Here is a 16,310-nt window from a genome sequence, read left to right on the forward strand (position 1 = left end):
CTTTAGTTGAGCGTTGAACTTCTTGCCACCCACAACAGAGCGGGCCCGGAGGGAATTCCCTCCGGGCCCGCGCGGCGACGAGTCTCAGCCGATCGGCCGTACGTCCCGCCGGCCGGGCATCCGGTCAGCCGTACATCCGGCGCATCGCGAAATCGACCATCTGCTCGACGGCCTTCGCGTCGAACACCATCCGGTGCTCGCCCTCCATGTCCAGGACGAAGCCGTAGCCGGTCGGCAGCAGGTCGATCACCTCGGCGCCGGTGATCACGAAGTACTTGGACTCCTTGCCCGCGTACCGCCGCAGCTCCTTGAGCGAGGTGAACATCGGGATCACCGGCTGCTGGGTGTTGTGCAGGGCGAGGAAGCCGGGGGTGTCACCGCGTGGGCAGTACACCTTCGACGACGCGAAGATCTGCTGGAAGTCCTCGGGGGACATCTGCCCGGTGGTGAACGCGCGCACCGCGTCCGCGAGCGACGGCGGGGACGGCTCGGGATAGAGCGGCGGCTGCTGGCCGTACCCGCCGGCCCCGCCCGCCATCTGCTGCTGCCCCGACGTGTACTGCTGCTGCGCGGCGCCGCCGTCCATGGGCTGGCCGTATCCGTACATGGGCGCAAGCGTACCGAGATCCGGGCCGCCGCAGGGATGGACCCGAAAGGCCCACAGGAGTAGACCCTTCTCACACTTGGCCGGACTGGGGTTGCGTCTTATTACCGGCGGGTAGCATCATCGTAGCTACTTATTGGTACGTGAAACAGATGCGAGGAGCCAGTGCCTCGCCGATCCCTCAACGGAGCCGTCGCCATGGGGCACTACAAGTCGAATCTCCGCGACATCGAGTTCAACCTCTTCGAAGTACTCGGGCGCGACAAGGTGTACGGCACCGGCCCGTTCGAGGAGATGGACGTCGAGACCGCCAAGAGCGTGCTGGAGGAGCTGACCCGCCTCTCGGAGAACGAGCTGGCCGAGTCCTTCGCCGACGCCGACCGCAACCCGCCGGTCTTCGACCCGGAGACCAACACCGCGCCGGTCCCGGCGTCCTTCAAGAAGAGCTACCAGGCCTTCATGGACTCCGAGTACTGGCGCCTCGGCCTGCCCGAGGAGATCGGCGGCACCACCTCGCCGCGCTCTCTGATCTGGGCCTACGCCGAGCTGATCCTGGGCGCCAACCCGGCCGTGTGGATGTACTCCTCGGGCCCCGCGTTCGCCGGCATCCTCTTCGAGGAGGGCAACGAGGTCCAGAAGCACATCGCCTCGATCGCCGTGGACAAGCAGTGGGGCTCCACGATGGTGCTCACCGAGCCCGACGCGGGCTCCGACGTGGGCGCCGGCCGCACCAAGGCGGTCCAGCAGGAGGACGGCTCCTGGCACATCGAGGGCGTGAAGCGCTTCATCACCTCGGGTGAGCACGACATGTCGGAGAACATCCTCCACTACGTGCTCGCGCGTCCCGAGGGCGCCGGCCCCGGCACCAAGGGCCTGTCCCTCTTCCTGGTGCCGAAGTACGAGTTCGACTTCGAGACCGGCGAGCTGGGCGAGCGCAACGGCGTCTACGCCACCAACGTCGAGCACAAGATGGGCCTGAAGGCCTCCAACACGTGCGAGATGACCTTCGGCGACCGCCACCCCGCCAAGGGCTGGCTGATCGGCGACAAGCACGACGGCATCCGCCAGATGTTCCGCATCATCGAGTTCGCCCGCATGATGGTCGGCACGAAGGCGATCTCCACGCTGTCCACCGGCTACCTGAACGCCCTGGAGTACGCCAAGGAGCGCGTCCAGGGTCCGGACCTGGCCAACTTCATGGACAAGGCCGCGCCCAAGGTCACCATCACGCACCACCCCGATGTGCGCCGCTCGCTGATGACGCAGAAGGCGTACGCCGAGGGCATGCGCGCCCTGGTGATGTACACCGCCTCCATCCAGGACGCGATCCAGGTCAAGGAGGCCAACGGCGAGGACGCCTCCGCCGACCACGCCCTCAACGACCTGCTGCTGCCGGTCGTCAAGGGCTACGGCTCCGAGAAGGCCTACGAGCAGCTGGCCCAGTCGCTTCAGACCTTCGGCGGCTCCGGCTTCCTTCAGGAGTACCCGATCGAGCAGTACATCCGGGACGCCAAGATCGACACCCTCTACGAGGGCACCACCGCGATCCAGGGCCAGGACTTCTTCTTCCGGAAGATCGTCCGCAACCAGGGCGCCGCGCTGAACTCGCTCGCCGAGGACATCAAGAAGTTCCTGGCGCTCGGCACCGGCGGCGAGGAGCTGTCCGGCGCCCGCGAGCACCTGGCCAAGGCCGCGGTGGAGCTGGAGGCGATCGTCGGCCTGATGCTGACCGACCTCGCCGCCACCCAGGACGACGCCAAGAACATCTACAAGGTCGGCCTGAACACCACCCGCCTGCTGCTCGCCTCCGGCGATGTCATCGTCGGCTACCTGCTGCTCAAGGGTGCCGCCGTCGCCGCCGAGAAGCTCACCACGGCCTCCGCCAAGGACAAGGCGTTCTACACCGGCAAGATCGCCGCCGCGAAGTTCTTCGCCGCGAACGTCCTGCCGGGCGTCACCCTGGCCCGCAAGCTGTCCACGGGCATCGAGCTGGACCTGATGGAGCTGGACGAGGCCGCGTTCTAGAACACGGAACGGCGTCGTTTCCACAGCGCCGGTTCCGGACGTTCCGGACGTCCCCGCCGTTTCCGCGCACGGGCCCGCTCCCCTTACCGGGAGCGGGCCCGTGCCCGTCGTTAAGGTGAATCCCATGAGCGCACCAGCCCGCTTCGACCGCGGCCACACCGACGACCTGATGTCCTTCCTTGCGGCCGGCCCGTCGCCGTACCACGCCGTGGCGAACGTCGCCGAGCGGCTGGAGAAGGCCGGTTTCAGGCAGGTCGCGGAGACGGACGCCTGGGACGGCGCCAGCGGCGGCCGGTACGTGCTGCGCGGTGGCGCGATCATCGCCTGGTACGTCCCCGAGGGCGCCGCGCCGCACACCCCGTTCCACATCATCGGCGCGCACACCGACTCCCCCAACCTGCGGATCAAGCCGCGCCCGGACACCGGCGCGCACGGCTGGCGGCAGGTCGCCGTGGAGATCTACGGCGGCCCGCTGATGAACTCCTGGCTGGACCGCGATCTGGGCCTGGCCGGCCGGCTGACCCTGCGCGACGGCTCCACCGTGCTGGTCGACGTGGACCGGCCGCTGCTGCGGGTGCCGCAGCTCGCCATCCACCTGGACCGCTCGGTCAGCAACGAGGGTCTCAAGCTGGACAAGCAGCGCCACCTCCAGCCGGTGTGGGGCCTCGGCGACGAGGTGCTCGACGGTGACCTGATCTCCTTCCTGGAGCAGGAGGCCGGCCTGGAGGCGCACTCGGTGGCCGGCTGGGACCTGATGACGTACCCGGTGGAGGCACCGGCCTACCTCGGCCGGGACCGCGAACTGGTCGCCGGTCCGCGCATGGACAACCTGCTGTCCGTGCACGCGGGCGCCGCCGCGCTGGCCGCCGCCGCGACCTCCGGCGCCCCGCTCACCCGCATCCCGGTGCTGGCCGCCTTCGACCACGAGGAGAACGGCTCCCAGTCCGACACCGGCGCGGACGGCCCGCTGCTCGGCTCCGTCCTGGAGCGCTCGGTGTTCGCCCGGGGCGGGTCCTACGAGGACCGCGCCCGCGCCCTCGCCGGCACCGTGTGCCTCTCCTCCGACACCGGCCACGCCGTGCACCCCAACTACGCCGAGCGGCACGACCCGACGCACCACCCCCGCGTCAACGGCGGCCCGATCCTCAAGGTGAACGTCAACAACCGCTACGCCACGGACGGTTCGGGCCGCGCGGTGTTCGCCGCCGCCTGCGAGAAGGCCGGTGTCCCCTTCCAGTCGTTCGTCTCCAACAACTCCATGCCCTGCGGCACCACCATCGGCCCGATCACCGCGGCCCGGCACGGCATCCGCACCGTCGACATCGGCGTGGCCATCCTCTCCATGCACAGCGCCCGCGAACTGTGCGGCGCCGACGACCCGTTCCTCCTCGCCAACGCCCTGACGGCCTTCCTGGAGGGCTAGCCCGCGGTCCTCCGTAAGGCCGGGCGGGAACGGTCTTACGGAGGGGCGGTTGTCGAACGGCCGTCGTACGCAGGGCTACTCGGGGCCGCGGCGGGTACCCGGACGGGACCGGAGATTCCGGAACCGAAAGGGGAGGCGAAGCCTCATGGGGCTCGGCGGATGCATCATTCTCATCGCCGTGGGGGCCATACTCACGTTCGCGACCGACTGGCACATGCACGGCGTCAATCTCACCGTCGTCGGCCTGATCCTGATGGCCGTCGGACTGATCGGCGTCGCCACGTTCAGCGGTATCGCCCGGCGCCGGCGGGTCGTCGTACCGCCCACGACGCCGATCGTGGAGGAGGAACCCCACCGCCATCACCACCACACCGGTGACGGCTACACCGACGGCTACGGCGTCTGAGGCCCGCTCTCCTGCTCGTCCAGGCCCGCCAGGACGAGCGGCAGACGGTCCGTCGCACCCTCGGTGAGGCGGACCGGGACGCCCCAGTCCTGCTGGTGCACATGGCACGCGGGGTACTCTCCCCCAGTCTTCGACTGGGAGGTGCCCCCAGCAGGGTCGTCGTCGCAGGACGCGGCCATCGCGGATATGTGCAACACCCCTTCCCGGACGGCCGCGTCGAGCTCCAGCTCGCGGCTCAGATCGGTGCCCGCGCCCTCGCCCTTGAGCAGCAGCTCGGGCGGGGTCGAGGAGACCAGGAGGCGGGTGGAGGGGCCGTACCGGGTGTCCAGCTTCTGGCCCTGCGGGGCCTGGAAGACGACGTCCAGCCGCAGCCGGCCGGGGGCGACCTCGGTGGCCGCGCGCCGGGTGCGGTGGGCCACCGGTTCCACGCGCACCGCCTCATCAGGAAGCCGCAGCCGGGTCAGCCGGTGCCGGGCCGACTCCACCACCACGATGTCCTCGCCGACGAGCACCGCGTCGCTGGGCTCGCGCAGATCCGTGGCGAGCGTGGTCACCTCGCCGGTCGCCGGGTCGAAGCGGCGCAGGGCGTGGTTGTAGGTGTCGGCGACCGCGACCGAGCCGTCCGGCAGCGCGGTGACACCCAACGGGTGCTGGAACAGCGCCTGTCCGGCCGCGCCGTCCCGGTGCCCGAAGTCGAACAGGCCGGTGCCGACCGCGGTGTGCACCGCTCCGTCGGGGTCCACCCAGCGCAGGGCGCTGGTCTCGGAGTCGGCGAGCCAGAGCCGGTCGGCGGTGGCCGCGAGCCCGGAGGGCTGGGCGAACCACGCCTCGGCGGCGGGTCCGTCGACCAGTCCCTCGTTGGTGGTGCCGGCCGCGACGGCGACCGTGCCGTCCTCGGGGTCGTACGTCCACAGCTGGTGGACGCCCGCCATGGCGATCCACACCCTGCCCTGCCACCAGGCGACGTCCCAGGGTGAGGAGAGGTCGACCTCGCGGGCCGGTCCCGAGGTGGCGGCCCCCTGCATCCACTGGTGCCCGGTGCCCGCGAGGGTCGTGGTGCGGCCCGTCTCCGGGTCGAAGCGGCGCAGGGCGTGATTGACGGTGTCCGCCACCACCACGGTGCCGTCGGGCAGCAGGGCGAGCCCCTGCGGCTCCTGGAACCGGGCGCGGTCCTCCGGGCCGTCGGTCAGCCCCCGGCCGCCCTGGCCGATCCGCCGTACGACCGTCTCCCCGTCCGCCGCCAGTTCCACCAGCTGGTGCCGGGTGGTGTCGCTGACCAGCAGACTCCCGGACGGGAGCAGCAGGGCCTTGCCCGGGAAGCGCAGCACCGTCGGCTCCGGCTCCGGCGGGACGTACGGGCCGTCACCGCGGCGCAGCGTGCCCTTCGCCCCGTGCTCGGCCTCCAGCTCCGTCACCAGCCGCTCGATCGCGTGCACATGGCCCTCGCCCGCGTGCTGGGCGACGACATACCCCTCCGGGTCGATCACCACGAGCGTCGGCCACGCGCGCACCGCGTACTGCTTCCAGGTGGCCAGCTCGGGATCGTCGAGGACCGGGTGCGCCACTCCGTACCGTTCCACCGCGTCCACGACCGCGCCGTGCTCCGCCTCGTGCGCGAACTTGGGGGAGTGCACGCCGATGACCACCACCGTGTCCGGGTGCCGGTGCTCCAGCTCGCGCAGCTCGTCCAGGACATGCAGGCAGTTGATGCAGCAGAAGGTCCAGAAGTCCAGGACGACGATGCGGCCGCGCAGGTCGGACAGGGTGTACTCACGCTCGCCCGTGTTCAGCCAGCCGCCCTTGCCGATCAGCTCGGGGGCGCGGACGCGGGGGCGGCGGGGTGGTGCGGAATCGGTCATGGCTCAAGAGTGCCACCGGCCTCCGGCATCCCGCTCGGCCTGTGGATAACCCGGGCAACTCGCCCGCACCGCCTGTGGAAAAGCGGTCCGCGCACGGCGAATCGCCCCGCGCCCGCCGTGATGAATCCGCCGAACCTGGGAAGGGCTCAGGACATGAGATTCCTGGTACGCGACCGGCTGCTCGGCATCGGCGAAGACTATTGGATCGAGGACGAGCACGGCCGCAAGGTCTTCCTCGTCGACGGCAAGGCCATGCGGCTGCGGGACACCTTCGAGCTGAAGGACGCCCAGGGCCGGGTCCTGATCGACATCCACCAGAAGATGTTCGCCCTGCGCGACACGATGGTGATCGAACGGGACGGCGAGGGTCTGGCCACCATCAAGCGCAAGCGGCTTTCCCTACTGCGCAACCACTACCGCGTCGCGCTGGCCGACGGCTCCGAGCTGGACGTCAGCGGCAAGATCCTCGACCGCGAGTTCGTGGTCGAGTACGACGACCAGGTGCTGGCCGTGATCTCCCGGCGCTGGCTGCACCTGCGGGAGACCTACGGTGTGGACGTCGTACGCGAGGACGCGGACCCGGCGCTGCTCATCGCGGTCGCGGTGTGCGTGATCCACCTCGCGGAGAAGGAGCGGGAGGACGACTGACGTGCCCGGACGGCTGACGTGTTGTCGGCGGGGCCGCCGGTGTGCGGACGGCCCCCGCTATCGCCGGGGCGTCGCCAGCCCCAGCACGCGGTCCTTCAGCGCGGGGAACTGCTCACGCGTCGCCGCCACCTTCGCCGGGTCGAGGTCGACCGTGAGGACCCCCTCGCCTGCGCCGGCCTCGGCCAGCACCTCGCCCCAGGGATCCACCACGATCGAGTGACCCGCCTGCGGAACTCCCGCGTGCGTCCCGGCCGTTCCACAGGCGAGCACGAACGCCTGGTTCTCCACCGCCCGCGCCCGGGCCAGCAGCGTCCAGTGCGCGCGGCGCCGCTCGGGCCAGCCCGCCGGGAGCACCAGCACCTCGGCGCCGGCGTCGACCAGCGCGCGGAAGAGTTCGGGAAAGCGCAGGTCGTAGCAGGTGCCGAGGCCGAGCGTGGTGCCGGGCAGCGGGACCGTCACCGGCTCCCGCCCCGCGCCCATCAGCACGGCCTCGCCCTGGTCGAAGCCGAAGCGGTGGATCTTGCGGTAGGCGGCGGCCAGTTCACCGGAGGGGGAGAAGACGAGGGAGGTGTTGTAAAGGGTGCCGTCGGCGGAGGTCGCGCGCTCGGGGATCGACCCGGCGTGCAGCCACACGCCCGCGTCGGCCGCGGCCGCGGCCATCGTCTCGTACGTCGGTCCCTGAAGCGGCTCGGCCTCGCGGCCGAAGTCCTCGTAGGCGAAGGCGCCGGTGGTCCACAGCTCGGGCAGCACCACCAGATCGGCCCCGGCCTGGGCCCGGACCAGCGCGGCCGCGCGCTGTCTGCGCGAGACGGGCGATTCGCCCTCGTCGACGGCGATCTGGATCAGAGAGGCGCGCACACTACCACCGTCCTGGCATTCGAGTCGTCCATACGGGCCTACGATCGTCACGCGAAAGCACTGCCGGGGTGCCTGCCAGCAGCGTAACTTAGCTTCCCAGACACCCGCCGACATGCAGCCGCCGCCCGCTGGCACCGCCGCCGCAACCTGCCCGTGTACCGACCGCCGAGGGGTCCCGTTCCGTGAGTCTGCATCCCATCCTCCAGCCCTACGCCGACGCCTGGACGCACTCCGTCGACGCGATATCAGAGATGGTGCAGCCGCTGCCCGAGGCCGAGTGGAACCGGCGGACGCCGTGCCCGGGATGGTCGGTACGCGATGTCGTCTCGCACGTCATCGGCCTGGACTGCGAACTGCTCGGCGACCCGCGCCCCATCCACTCCCTGCCGCGCGACCTCTTCCACGTCGCCAACGAGCACCAGCGCTACATGGAGATGCAGGTCGACGTCCGCCGCCATCACACGGCGCCGGAGATGACGGCCGAACTGGAGTACACGGTCATCCGCCGCAACCGCCAGATGCGCAACGAGAACCGCGAGCCCGGTGCCACGGTGCGCGGCCCGATGGGCACGGAGATCACCCTCGAACACGCCTACCGGACGCGCGCCTTCGACGTCTGGGTGCACGAACAGGATCTGCGGACGGCCCTCGGCCGCCCCGGCAACCTCGACTCGCCCGGCGCGTACGTCACCCGCGACTTCCTGCTGGACGCGCTGCCGAAGATCGTGGCGAAGGACGCGGACGCGCCGCGCAGTTCGGCCGTCGTCTTCGATGTGCACGGGCCCGTGGAGTTCCTGCGCACCATCCGCGTCGACATCCAGGGCCGCGGCACCCTGGAGACCGCCCCGGCGCTCGGCCCGGTGGCCTCCCTCACCCTCGACTGGGAGACCTATGTCCGGCTGGCCTGCGGCCGGGTGACCCCCGAGGCGGTGGCGGACCGCGTCAAGACGGAGGGCGACCAGGAGCTGGCGGAGGCCATCCTGCGGAACTTCGCGGTGACGCCCTGACCGCCCTTTCCCGGGCGGGAATTCAGGGCGCCGGCAATTCGGTGGTGGCGCCCGGGGCGATCTCCTAGCGTTGCCCGGTATGACCATCGACCTGCCTCGGCTCGCCCGGCTCACCTTCCACGGCCCCCTGTCGGAGGCCCGCGCGACCGCCATGGTCCAGCGGCTCGCGGCCAACCGCCCCCGCACCGTGCTGGACATCGGGTGCGGCTGGGCCGAGTTGCTGCTCCGGGTGCTGGCCGCCGTACCGGGCGCCACCGGAACCGGTGTCGACCTGAACGCCGAGGATCTCGCCCGCGCCCGGAAGAACGCCGAGGAACGCGGGCTCGGCGACCGGGTGCGGTTCGCCGAGGAGTCCGCCGTGGGCACCGAGCGGGGCCCGGCCGACCTGGTGCTCTGTCTCGGCGCGACGCAGGCCCTCAGCGAGGCCGAGCCGCCGACGGCCGAGGCCCTGCGCGCGCTGCGGCGCCTGGTGACCGACCGCGGCCGGGTGCTGGTCGGCGAGGGTTTCTGGCAGCGGCCGCCCACCGAGGCCGAGTTGTCCGGCATGTGGCCCGGTGCCGCCCCGGACGACCACGACGATCTCCGCGGACTGCTCGACCTCGCGGTAGAGGCCGGTTTCCGCCCGGAGTGGACCGAGACGGCGAGCCCCCAGGAGTGGGAGGAGTTCGAGTCGGGCTACCAGGCGGGCCTGGAAGTATGGCTCGCCCAGCATCCCGACCATCCGCTGGCACCCGAGACCCGCGCCCGCCTGGACCGGCACCGCGGCCAGTGGATGAGCTACCGGGGCGTCCTCGGCATCGCGTACCTCACCCTCGTACCGGATCTGCGCTGACCCGGGGCCCGGGCGGCCGGCTCACGCCGGTACGTGCACCGTCTCCACCCGGCTGGCCACCAGCCGCTCGCGCTCACGGCGGGCCGCCCGGGAGCGCAGCCGCAGGATCTGGCTGAGCCCGATCGCCTGGAGGGCGAACACCGCGGTGAACGCCACCTGGTAGTCGTCGCCCGTCGCGTCAAGGAGCACGCCGATCGCGAGCAGTGTGGTCATCGAGGCGATGAAACCGCCCATGTTGGTGATGCCGGACGCGGTGCCCTGACGCTCGGGCGGGTTGGCCGGGCGGGCGAAGTCGAATCCGATCATCGAGGCGGGCCCGCAGGCGCCGAGCACCGTGCACAGGACGATCAGCAGCCACATCGGGGCGTGCGGCGCGGGGTAGGCCAGCGTCGCCGCCCACAGCAGCGCGGTCGCCGCCACCGTGCACAGCGCGAGCGGCAGCCGGGCGGTGTGGTGCCGGGCGATGACCTGGCCGTAGACCAGTCCCACCACCATGTTCGAGAGCACGACGAGGGTCAGCAGCTCCCCGGCCGTGGCCCGGCTGAGCCCCTCCGCCTCGACCAGGAACGGCAGGCCCCACAGCAGCAGGAAGACCATCGCCGGGAACTGGGTGGTGAAGTGCACCCACATCCCGAGCCGGGTGCCCGGCTCCCGCCAGGCCTCGGCGATCTGCCGGCGGACGTAGGCGGAGCCCTGGTGCGGGGACGGCGCGGGCTCGTGCCCCTCGGGGTGGTCCTTCAGGAACAGCAGAGTCAGTACGAGGACGACCACGCCGGCCAGCGCACTGCCGGCGAACGCCTGCGTCCAGCCGATGCTGTGCAGCAGCCGGGCCAGGACGAGGGTGGAGATGAGGTTGCCCGCCATGCCGACCAGGGCCGCGAGCTGCGCGACCATGGGGCCGCGGCGGGCCGGGAACCAGCGGGTGCCCAGGCGCAGGACGCTGATGAACGTCATCGCGTCGCCGCAGCCCAGCAGCGCCCGGGAGGCGAGCGCGGTGCCGTACGACGGTGAGAAGGCGAAGCCCAGCTGCCCGATCGTGAACAGGACGGCGCCCAGGGCCAGCACCTTCTTGGTGCCGAGGCGGTCGACCATCAGGCCGACGGGTATCTGCATGCCGGCGTAGACCAGCAGCTGGAGTATGGAGAAGGTGGACAGCGCCGAGGCGTTCACATGGAAGCGGTCGGCCGCGTCGAGGCCCGCCACGCCCAGCGAGGTACGGAAGATGACGGCGACGAAGTAGACCGCTACGCCTGTGGACCACACGCCGACGGCCCGGACACCGCCCGGCGGGTCACCCGGAAGGGTGAGCTTGTTCATCGGACCTCACCCCGCGCGAGCAGCGACACCCGGCTCACATGCCGGTGCACGACCCCGACGGCCGCCTCCGCGTCCCCGGCACGCAGCGCCCGGAGGATCTCCTCGTGCTCGGCGAGCGTGGTGGCCACCCGGTCGGGGTGGGAGTACATGACGGCGACGCCCATCCGCAGCTGGCGGTCGCGCAGCTGGTCGTAGAGGCGGGCCAGGATCTCATTGCCCCCGCTGCGGACGATCTCGGCGTGGAAGCAGCGGTCGGTCACCGCGGCCTCGGCCAGCTCCCCGGCGGCGACCTGCGCCTTCTGCCGCTCCAGCAGCTCGGCCAGCCGCTCCACCAGGCCCGGCGGGGCGGGCACGGCCTTGCGCGCGGCGTGCTCCTCGACCAGGAGCCGGGTCTCCACCACATCGGAGATCTCCTGCACGGAGACGGGCAGGACCAGGGCGCCCTTCTTCGGGTAGAGCCGGATCAGGCCCTCGACCTCCAGCCGCAGCAGCGCCTCCCGCACGGGTGTGCGCGACACGCCCACGGCCTCGGCCAGCTCGCCCTCGGTGAGCAGGGTGCCGCCCTCGTAGCTCCGGTCGAGGACGCTCTGTTTGACGTGCGCGTACACGCGATCGGCGGCGGGTGGCTGCTTGGCGGGAGGGGCGGAGTGCGGGACGGCCGTCTTCATGCCTACAGGATAGATACAACAGGTACGCAACGCGCGCCGGAGTCCACCATGCGGACGTGATGCCCGTCTCCCCCGATTGCCGCACAACCTTCTGTGCTACCTACGTGTCAGACAGATGCGGCCCTTTTCTCTGAGCACCTCAACTCGGCCGCATCCAGGGGCATTCCAGACAATCGGGGTATTTACTTTGATTACCGGCATCAAGGGCATCCGCCTCCGCCGAGCCACCGCCGTCGCGATCACCTCCGGTGCGCTGATCGCCACCGGCGCCCTGACCGCGGCGCCCGCACAGGCCGTCACCGCGCCCTCGATCGGGGCCAAGGGCGGCTATGTGATGAACAACGGGAGCGGTTCGACCCTCTACACCAAGGCCGCGGACACCAAGCGGTCCACCGGGTCCACGACCAAGATCATGACGGCCAAGGTCGTACTGGCGCAGAAGAACCTGAACCTCGACGCCACGGTGACGATCCAGAAGGCGTACAGCGACTACGTCGTCAAGAACAACGCCTCTCAGGCCCACCTGATCGTCGGCGACAAGGTGACCGTCCGCCAGCTGCTGTACGGGCTGATGCTGCCCTCCGGCTGCGACGCCGCCTACGCCCTCGCGGACAAGTACGGCTCCGGCTCCTCCCGCGCCGCCCGCGTGTCGAACTTCGTCGGCAAGATGAACAGCGCCGCCAAGAGCCTCGGCCTGAAGAACACGCACTTCGATTCCTTCGACGGCATCGGCAACGGCAAGAACTACTCGACGCCGCGCGACCTGACGAAGATCGCCAGCAGTGCGATGAAGAACTCCACGTTCCGCACCATCGTCAAGACCAAGTCGTACACGGCCAAGACGAAGACCAAGTCCGGCGGCACCCGCACGATGGGCGCCTGGGTCAACACCAACGGTCTTCTCAAGAGCTACAGCGGCACCATCGGTGTGAAGACCGGCTCCGGCCCCGAGGCGGGCTACTGCCTGGTCTTCGCCGCCACCCGTCACGGCAAGACCGTCATCGGCACCGTCCTGTCCTCCACCTCCATCACCAAGCGCGAGTCGGACGCCACGAAGCTGCTCAACTACGGCTTCGCCAAGCTCGGCTGACCTCGGACGCCGGTTCACCGGCTCGTCCACCGCGCAACCCGGGCCCGTCGCACCCAGCGGCGGGCCCGTCGTGCTGTCCGGGACCGGCGGGCCACCGGAGCCCGAGGGCCGGGCGGGGTGCCGCGATGAAGCGAATGGTGCTAGCTTCATTAGCACCATGTTGCTGCGCCTGGACACCACCGACACCCGCCCCCTGCACGAGCAGGTCGCGGCGGCGATCCGACGGGCCATCGCCGAGGGCGAATGCCGTGCGGGCGAGCGTCTGCCCTCCGCCCGCGATCTCTCCGCGGCCCTGGACCTCAACGTGAACACCGTCCTGCGGGGCTTGCGCGAACTGCGCGACGAGGGCCTGCTGGAGTTCCGCCGGGGCCGGGGCATCACCGTCGCCGAGGGCGCCTCGGCCCCCCGCTCGGGGCTCCGGATCAAGGTGCGGGAGCTGGTGGCCGAGGCATCCCGGCTGGGATACAGCCGGACCGATCTCATCGACATGATCCGGGAGTCGTCATGACGGACGGGCACGACGGGGGACACGGCCGGCGCCGTGCCGTGCGCTGGGCACTGGTGGGCGGTACGGCGGCCGTCGCCGCGCTGGTCGCCGGGCTTCCCTGGCTCCAGCGGGACCGGCTTCCCGACCGGCTGGCCACCCACTGGAGCGGCGGCCCGGCACCCGACGGCTCGATGCCGCTGTGGTCGGCCTCCGTGGTGCCGGCCGCGGTCTGGCTGGTCCTCGCCCTCGCCCTGAGCGTGCGATGGCGCCGCTCCTGGACCGGCCCCCGCTCCTGGCTGCCGATCGCCCTCGCCCCCACCGGTGTCGTCCTCGTCGGCGCCCAGATCTCGATCGTGCGGGCGAATCTCGACCGCGCCGACTGGCACCAGGCCCGCCAGCCGGGCTGGTGGATCGCCGTCACCCTGGCCCTCGCCGCCGCGGCAGGAGTGCTCGCCTGGCGGCTGGCCGTCCGGGCCACCGCCACCGCGCCCCTGGCCGGGACCCCGGAGCTGGACCTGGCACGCGACGAGCGCCTGGTCTGGTTCTCCCACACGGCCAACCCCTGGCTCCAGTCGCTGTCGGCGGTGGCCGGCCTGGTCGCCGTCGGCGCGGCGCTGGGGCTGGTGCTGGGCCTGGCGCCCGCCGCGACGCTCTGGCCGGTGTGCGCAGGCTGCGCCGTCCTCGCCCTCGCGGGCAGCGTCTCCTCCTCGGTCCGGGCGAAGGTCTCGGAGGCGGGCCTGGAGATCTCCTTCGGCCCCCTCGGCTGGCCCGCCCGCCGCTGGACCCCGGACGCCCTCGAATCCGCCCGCGCCGAGCGGCGCCTGCCCTCCCAGGTCGGCGGCTGGGGCTACCGGCTCAGCGGCCTCGGCACCACGGTCATGCTGCGCGCCGGTGACTGTCTCGTCGTACGCCCCCGGGGCCGCCGTTCCGACTTCGCGGTGAGCGTGGACGACGCGGAACGCGGCGCGGCCCTGCTGAACGCCCTCCGCGCGCGTACGCCCGGACCCGGCCGGTGAGTCGCGGTCCGGCGCCTTGTCGCCGCTACCGCGCCGGTATTCGAGGAAGTCGGTCGTAGGTCTTGAAGGTGTACGACGCGTCGTACGTCATCAGGTTCCCCTCGGCCGCCGGCAGGCCCAGGCGGTGGTTGACGAGCGGGGCGAGCGGTCCGCAGCGCTCGGCGGCGGGGGCGGCGAAGGTGTCGTCGTAGGCCGAGAACTCGATCATCGGCGGGTCCTGGGAGACCCAGGTGGAGGGGCCCGAGCGCTTCAGCCGGAAGTCGACGGGGGCGGTGGCGCCGATGGTGCAGCCGGGAGCCAGCTGACGACCGAGGAGCCGGAAGCGGAGACTGAACGTGCCGGTGTAGAAGTCGGACCGGCGGCCGTACTCGGGCTGTATCGCGAGACCGCGGACGCCCGGCACGGCCGTCGGCGTGCTGTGCATCGCGCCCCACACCTGCCCGTCGCCGCCGTCCGGCAGGGGCCCCTCGGCATGGGTCATGGTGATCGGGGCGAGCCGCACCGTCACCTTGCCGATCGTCAACACCGGTGCCGCGGTGTGCACTTCGCATCTCCAGCGGGCCGGGTCGGCTCCGGCGGGCAGGGGCGGGCAGTCGCGGAAGTCGGTCGTGGGCGCGGCGGACGCGGCGGCCCGGGGCGCGGCGACCGCGACACCGGGCGCGCACACCGCAGCCGTACCGGCGAGAACGGCCGCACCCGCGACGGCGGCGGTGCGACGGGCGGACAGGCGCCGCACGGAGGCGAAGCGGCGAACAGGGCTCGAACCGGCCCCGGCGGCAGTGGATTTCGTCATGCCACCAGCGTGCCGCCGACCGCCACACCCCCACCATCCGTGACACCCCTGGCAGGACCCTGACCCACCCCTGATGCACCGTCAGGGACCGGCCCGAGAAAAGCTCAGGGTCTGCTCCGTCCCCCTCCCGCAATTCATGCGTCGAATTGCGGCAAGCGCACCCATTCCATCCGCTCCGCCGGCGAACTCCCGCCATATCCCGAGCCCGTGTCGGACGTCGGCCACATTCGGTTCAGAAAAAGTCGGTGAGACGTACAACCGTTCGTTGGGGTCGCGTGTCTTTCTTGCGAGTCAACAGACTCACTACATCGTTCAGAGCCCGCATACCCCCCATGCATCGTGCGCGAGGCTCTCTCCACGTGGGGAACACAGATGCGTATTCGTGCCAGCCTGGCCGCCGTGACGATGTCCGGTGCCGTGGCGCTCACCGCGCTCCTCGCTCCTGCCGCACAGGCGGCGGACAGCCCGAAGATCCCGCAGGGCTTCACCTCGAAGCCGTCCGTCGGGCGCAACGCGCCGGCCGACGAGAAGCAGGGTGACATCCAGATCACCAAGGTCACCGACAACGCGAACAAGGACGTCGTCGTCGGCCTCGGCAAGAAGACGTTCACCATCTACGTCACGGCCACCGCCCCGTCCGGGATCTACACCGCCGACGCCATGCTGTGGCACGGCACCAGCCTGGACAGCGACGTGGACGGCGTGCTCTACACGGACACCGGCGACACCAACTCCACCTGCGACAACTGGAGCGCCACGAGCGCCACCTGCAAGATCACGATCACCGCCGTGCCGGGCACCGACCTGTACGACAGCGCCCTGAACGGCAAGTGGAACGTCTCCGTCCTCGCCGTCGCCAACAACGGCGACTACGTCGAGACGGACGTCTACAAGAACCGCTGGGTCAAGCGTGCCGCCAGCTTCAGCGGTTTCAACGCCGCCCCGGAGCCCGTCACCAAGGGCAAGACCATCACGGTCACCGGCACCCTGAACCGTGCCAGCTGGTCGTACATGAGGTACTACGGCTACGGCAGCCAGTCCGTGCAGCTTCAGTTCAAGCCCGCGAACAGCAGCACCTACAGCACGGTGAAGACGATCAAGAGCTCGTCCACCGGCTACCTGAAGACCACCGTCACCGCCTCGGTGGACGGCACCTGGCGCTTCCACTACGCCGGTAACTCCAACTCCTCCGTCGCGGACGCCTACGACTACGTCGACGTGCGCTGACCCTTCGCCGCCGACGGCGGCATGACGAAGGCCCTGTGGAGCGATCCACA

Annotated in this window: 16 protein-coding genes; 10 read left to right on the plus strand and 6 right to left on the minus strand. The window is 70.9% G+C overall.

All coding sequences use genetic code 11. The features are described from left to right. Positions 1–124: 124 nt before the first annotated feature. A complete protein-coding gene (locus HEP81_RS18825) occupies positions 125–607 on the minus strand; it encodes an SseB family protein (protein WP_037650207.1) in 483 nt (160 codons plus the stop codon). Positions 608–802: 195 nt separating this feature from the next. Here HEP81_RS18825 and HEP81_RS18830 point away from each other — a divergent pair, with 195 nt between their 5' ends. From HEP81_RS18830 to HEP81_RS18840, 3 genes are all read left to right on the plus strand, one after another. Then, a complete protein-coding gene (locus HEP81_RS18830; protein ID WP_037650211.1) occupies positions 803–2,629 on the plus strand; it encodes an acyl-CoA dehydrogenase in 1,827 nt (608 codons plus the stop codon). A gap of 124 nt (positions 2,630–2,753) precedes the next feature. Further along, complete coding sequence (locus HEP81_RS18835) at positions 2,754–4,052, plus strand: M18 family aminopeptidase (RefSeq protein ID WP_037650213.1); 1,299 nt, start codon at positions 2,754–2,756, stop codon at positions 4,050–4,052. A 145-nt stretch (positions 4,053–4,197) separates the two neighbouring features. Next, a complete protein-coding gene (locus HEP81_RS18840) occupies positions 4,198–4,458 on the plus strand; it encodes a DUF6458 family protein (RefSeq protein ID WP_037650215.1) in 261 nt (86 codons plus the stop codon). Here the strand turns inward: HEP81_RS18840 and HEP81_RS18845 are convergent. Continuing rightward, positions 4,446–6,317 (minus strand): NHL domain-containing thioredoxin family protein, encoded by a 1,872-nt coding sequence (locus HEP81_RS18845; RefSeq protein WP_037650217.1) that lies wholly within the window; start codon positions 6,315–6,317, stop codon positions 4,446–4,448. The genes HEP81_RS18840 and HEP81_RS18845 overlap by 13 nt on opposite strands. A 153-nt stretch (positions 6,318–6,470) precedes the next feature. Between HEP81_RS18845 and HEP81_RS18850 the strand changes: the two genes are divergently transcribed. After that, on the plus strand, positions 6,471–6,965 hold the full coding sequence (locus HEP81_RS18850; RefSeq protein ID WP_037650219.1) for an LURP-one-related/scramblase family protein: 495 nt from the start codon (positions 6,471–6,473) through the stop codon (positions 6,963–6,965). Between the two features lie 57 nt (positions 6,966–7,022). On the opposite strand, the gene HEP81_RS18855 is transcribed toward HEP81_RS18850, so the two are convergent. Then, on the minus strand, positions 7,023–7,823 hold the full coding sequence (locus HEP81_RS18855) for a carbon-nitrogen family hydrolase (protein WP_037650221.1): 801 nt from the start codon (positions 7,821–7,823) through the stop codon (positions 7,023–7,025). Between the two features lie 182 nt (positions 7,824–8,005). Between HEP81_RS18855 and HEP81_RS18860 the strand changes: the two genes are divergently transcribed. Together HEP81_RS18860 and HEP81_RS18865 are read left to right on the plus strand one after the other, a co-directional pair. Next, complete coding sequence (locus HEP81_RS18860; protein ID WP_037650224.1) at positions 8,006–8,830, plus strand: maleylpyruvate isomerase family mycothiol-dependent enzyme; 825 nt, start codon at positions 8,006–8,008, stop codon at positions 8,828–8,830. A gap of 79 nt (positions 8,831–8,909) precedes the next feature. Continuing rightward, entirely contained in the window at positions 8,910–9,662 is a 753-nt protein-coding gene (locus HEP81_RS18865) for an SAM-dependent methyltransferase (protein WP_037650227.1), read from the plus strand. 21 nt (positions 9,663–9,683) lie between these two features. On the opposite strand, the gene HEP81_RS18870 is transcribed toward HEP81_RS18865, so the two are convergent. Both HEP81_RS18870 and HEP81_RS18875 read right to left on the minus strand, forming a co-directional pair. After that, the gene (locus tag HEP81_RS18870) at positions 9,684–10,979 is read right to left on the minus strand and encodes an MFS transporter (protein ID WP_037650229.1); all 1,296 of its coding nucleotides are present in this window, start codon (positions 10,977–10,979) and stop codon (positions 9,684–9,686) included. Beyond that, positions 10,976–11,647 carry a GntR family transcriptional regulator gene (locus HEP81_RS18875; protein WP_037650232.1) on the minus strand — a complete coding sequence of 224 codons (672 nt, stop codon included), beginning with the start codon at positions 11,645–11,647 and terminating at the stop codon, positions 10,976–10,978. The genes HEP81_RS18870 and HEP81_RS18875 overlap by 4 nt, the downstream gene beginning before the upstream one ends. A gap of 187 nt (positions 11,648–11,834) precedes the next feature. Here HEP81_RS18875 and HEP81_RS18880 point away from each other — a divergent pair, with 187 nt between their 5' ends. From HEP81_RS18880 to HEP81_RS18890, 3 genes are all read left to right on the plus strand, one after another. Then, positions 11,835–12,737 carry a D-alanyl-D-alanine carboxypeptidase family protein gene (locus HEP81_RS18880; RefSeq protein WP_037650233.1) on the plus strand — a complete coding sequence of 301 codons (903 nt, stop codon included), beginning with the start codon at positions 11,835–11,837 and terminating at the stop codon, positions 12,735–12,737. 157 nt (positions 12,738–12,894) lie between these two features. After that, complete coding sequence (locus HEP81_RS18885) at positions 12,895–13,245, plus strand: GntR family transcriptional regulator (protein WP_037650238.1); 351 nt, start codon at positions 12,895–12,897, stop codon at positions 13,243–13,245. Further along, a complete protein-coding gene (locus HEP81_RS18890; RefSeq protein ID WP_243279483.1) occupies positions 13,242–14,240 on the plus strand; it encodes a DUF1648 domain-containing protein in 999 nt (332 codons plus the stop codon). The genes HEP81_RS18885 and HEP81_RS18890 overlap by 4 nt, the downstream gene beginning before the upstream one ends. Positions 14,241–14,265: 25 nt before the next feature. Here the strand turns inward: HEP81_RS18890 and HEP81_RS18895 are convergent, their stop codons facing one another. Beyond that, a complete protein-coding gene (locus HEP81_RS18895; RefSeq protein WP_243279485.1) occupies positions 14,266–15,033 on the minus strand; it encodes a hypothetical protein in 768 nt (255 codons plus the stop codon). Positions 15,034–15,405: 372 nt separating this feature from the next. Between HEP81_RS18895 and HEP81_RS18900 the strand changes: the two genes are divergently transcribed. Beyond that, positions 15,406–16,260, plus strand: coding sequence for a hypothetical protein (locus HEP81_RS18900; protein WP_037650241.1), 855 nt, complete (start codon positions 15,406–15,408; stop codon positions 16,258–16,260). Positions 16,261–16,310 lie beyond the last annotated feature (50 nt).

Origin of the sequence: Streptomyces griseofuscus, assembly GCF_014673495.1 — a bacterium.
In the GTDB taxonomy this organism is placed as follows: Bacteria; Actinomycetota; Actinomycetes; order Streptomycetales; family Streptomycetaceae; genus Streptomyces; species Streptomyces murinus.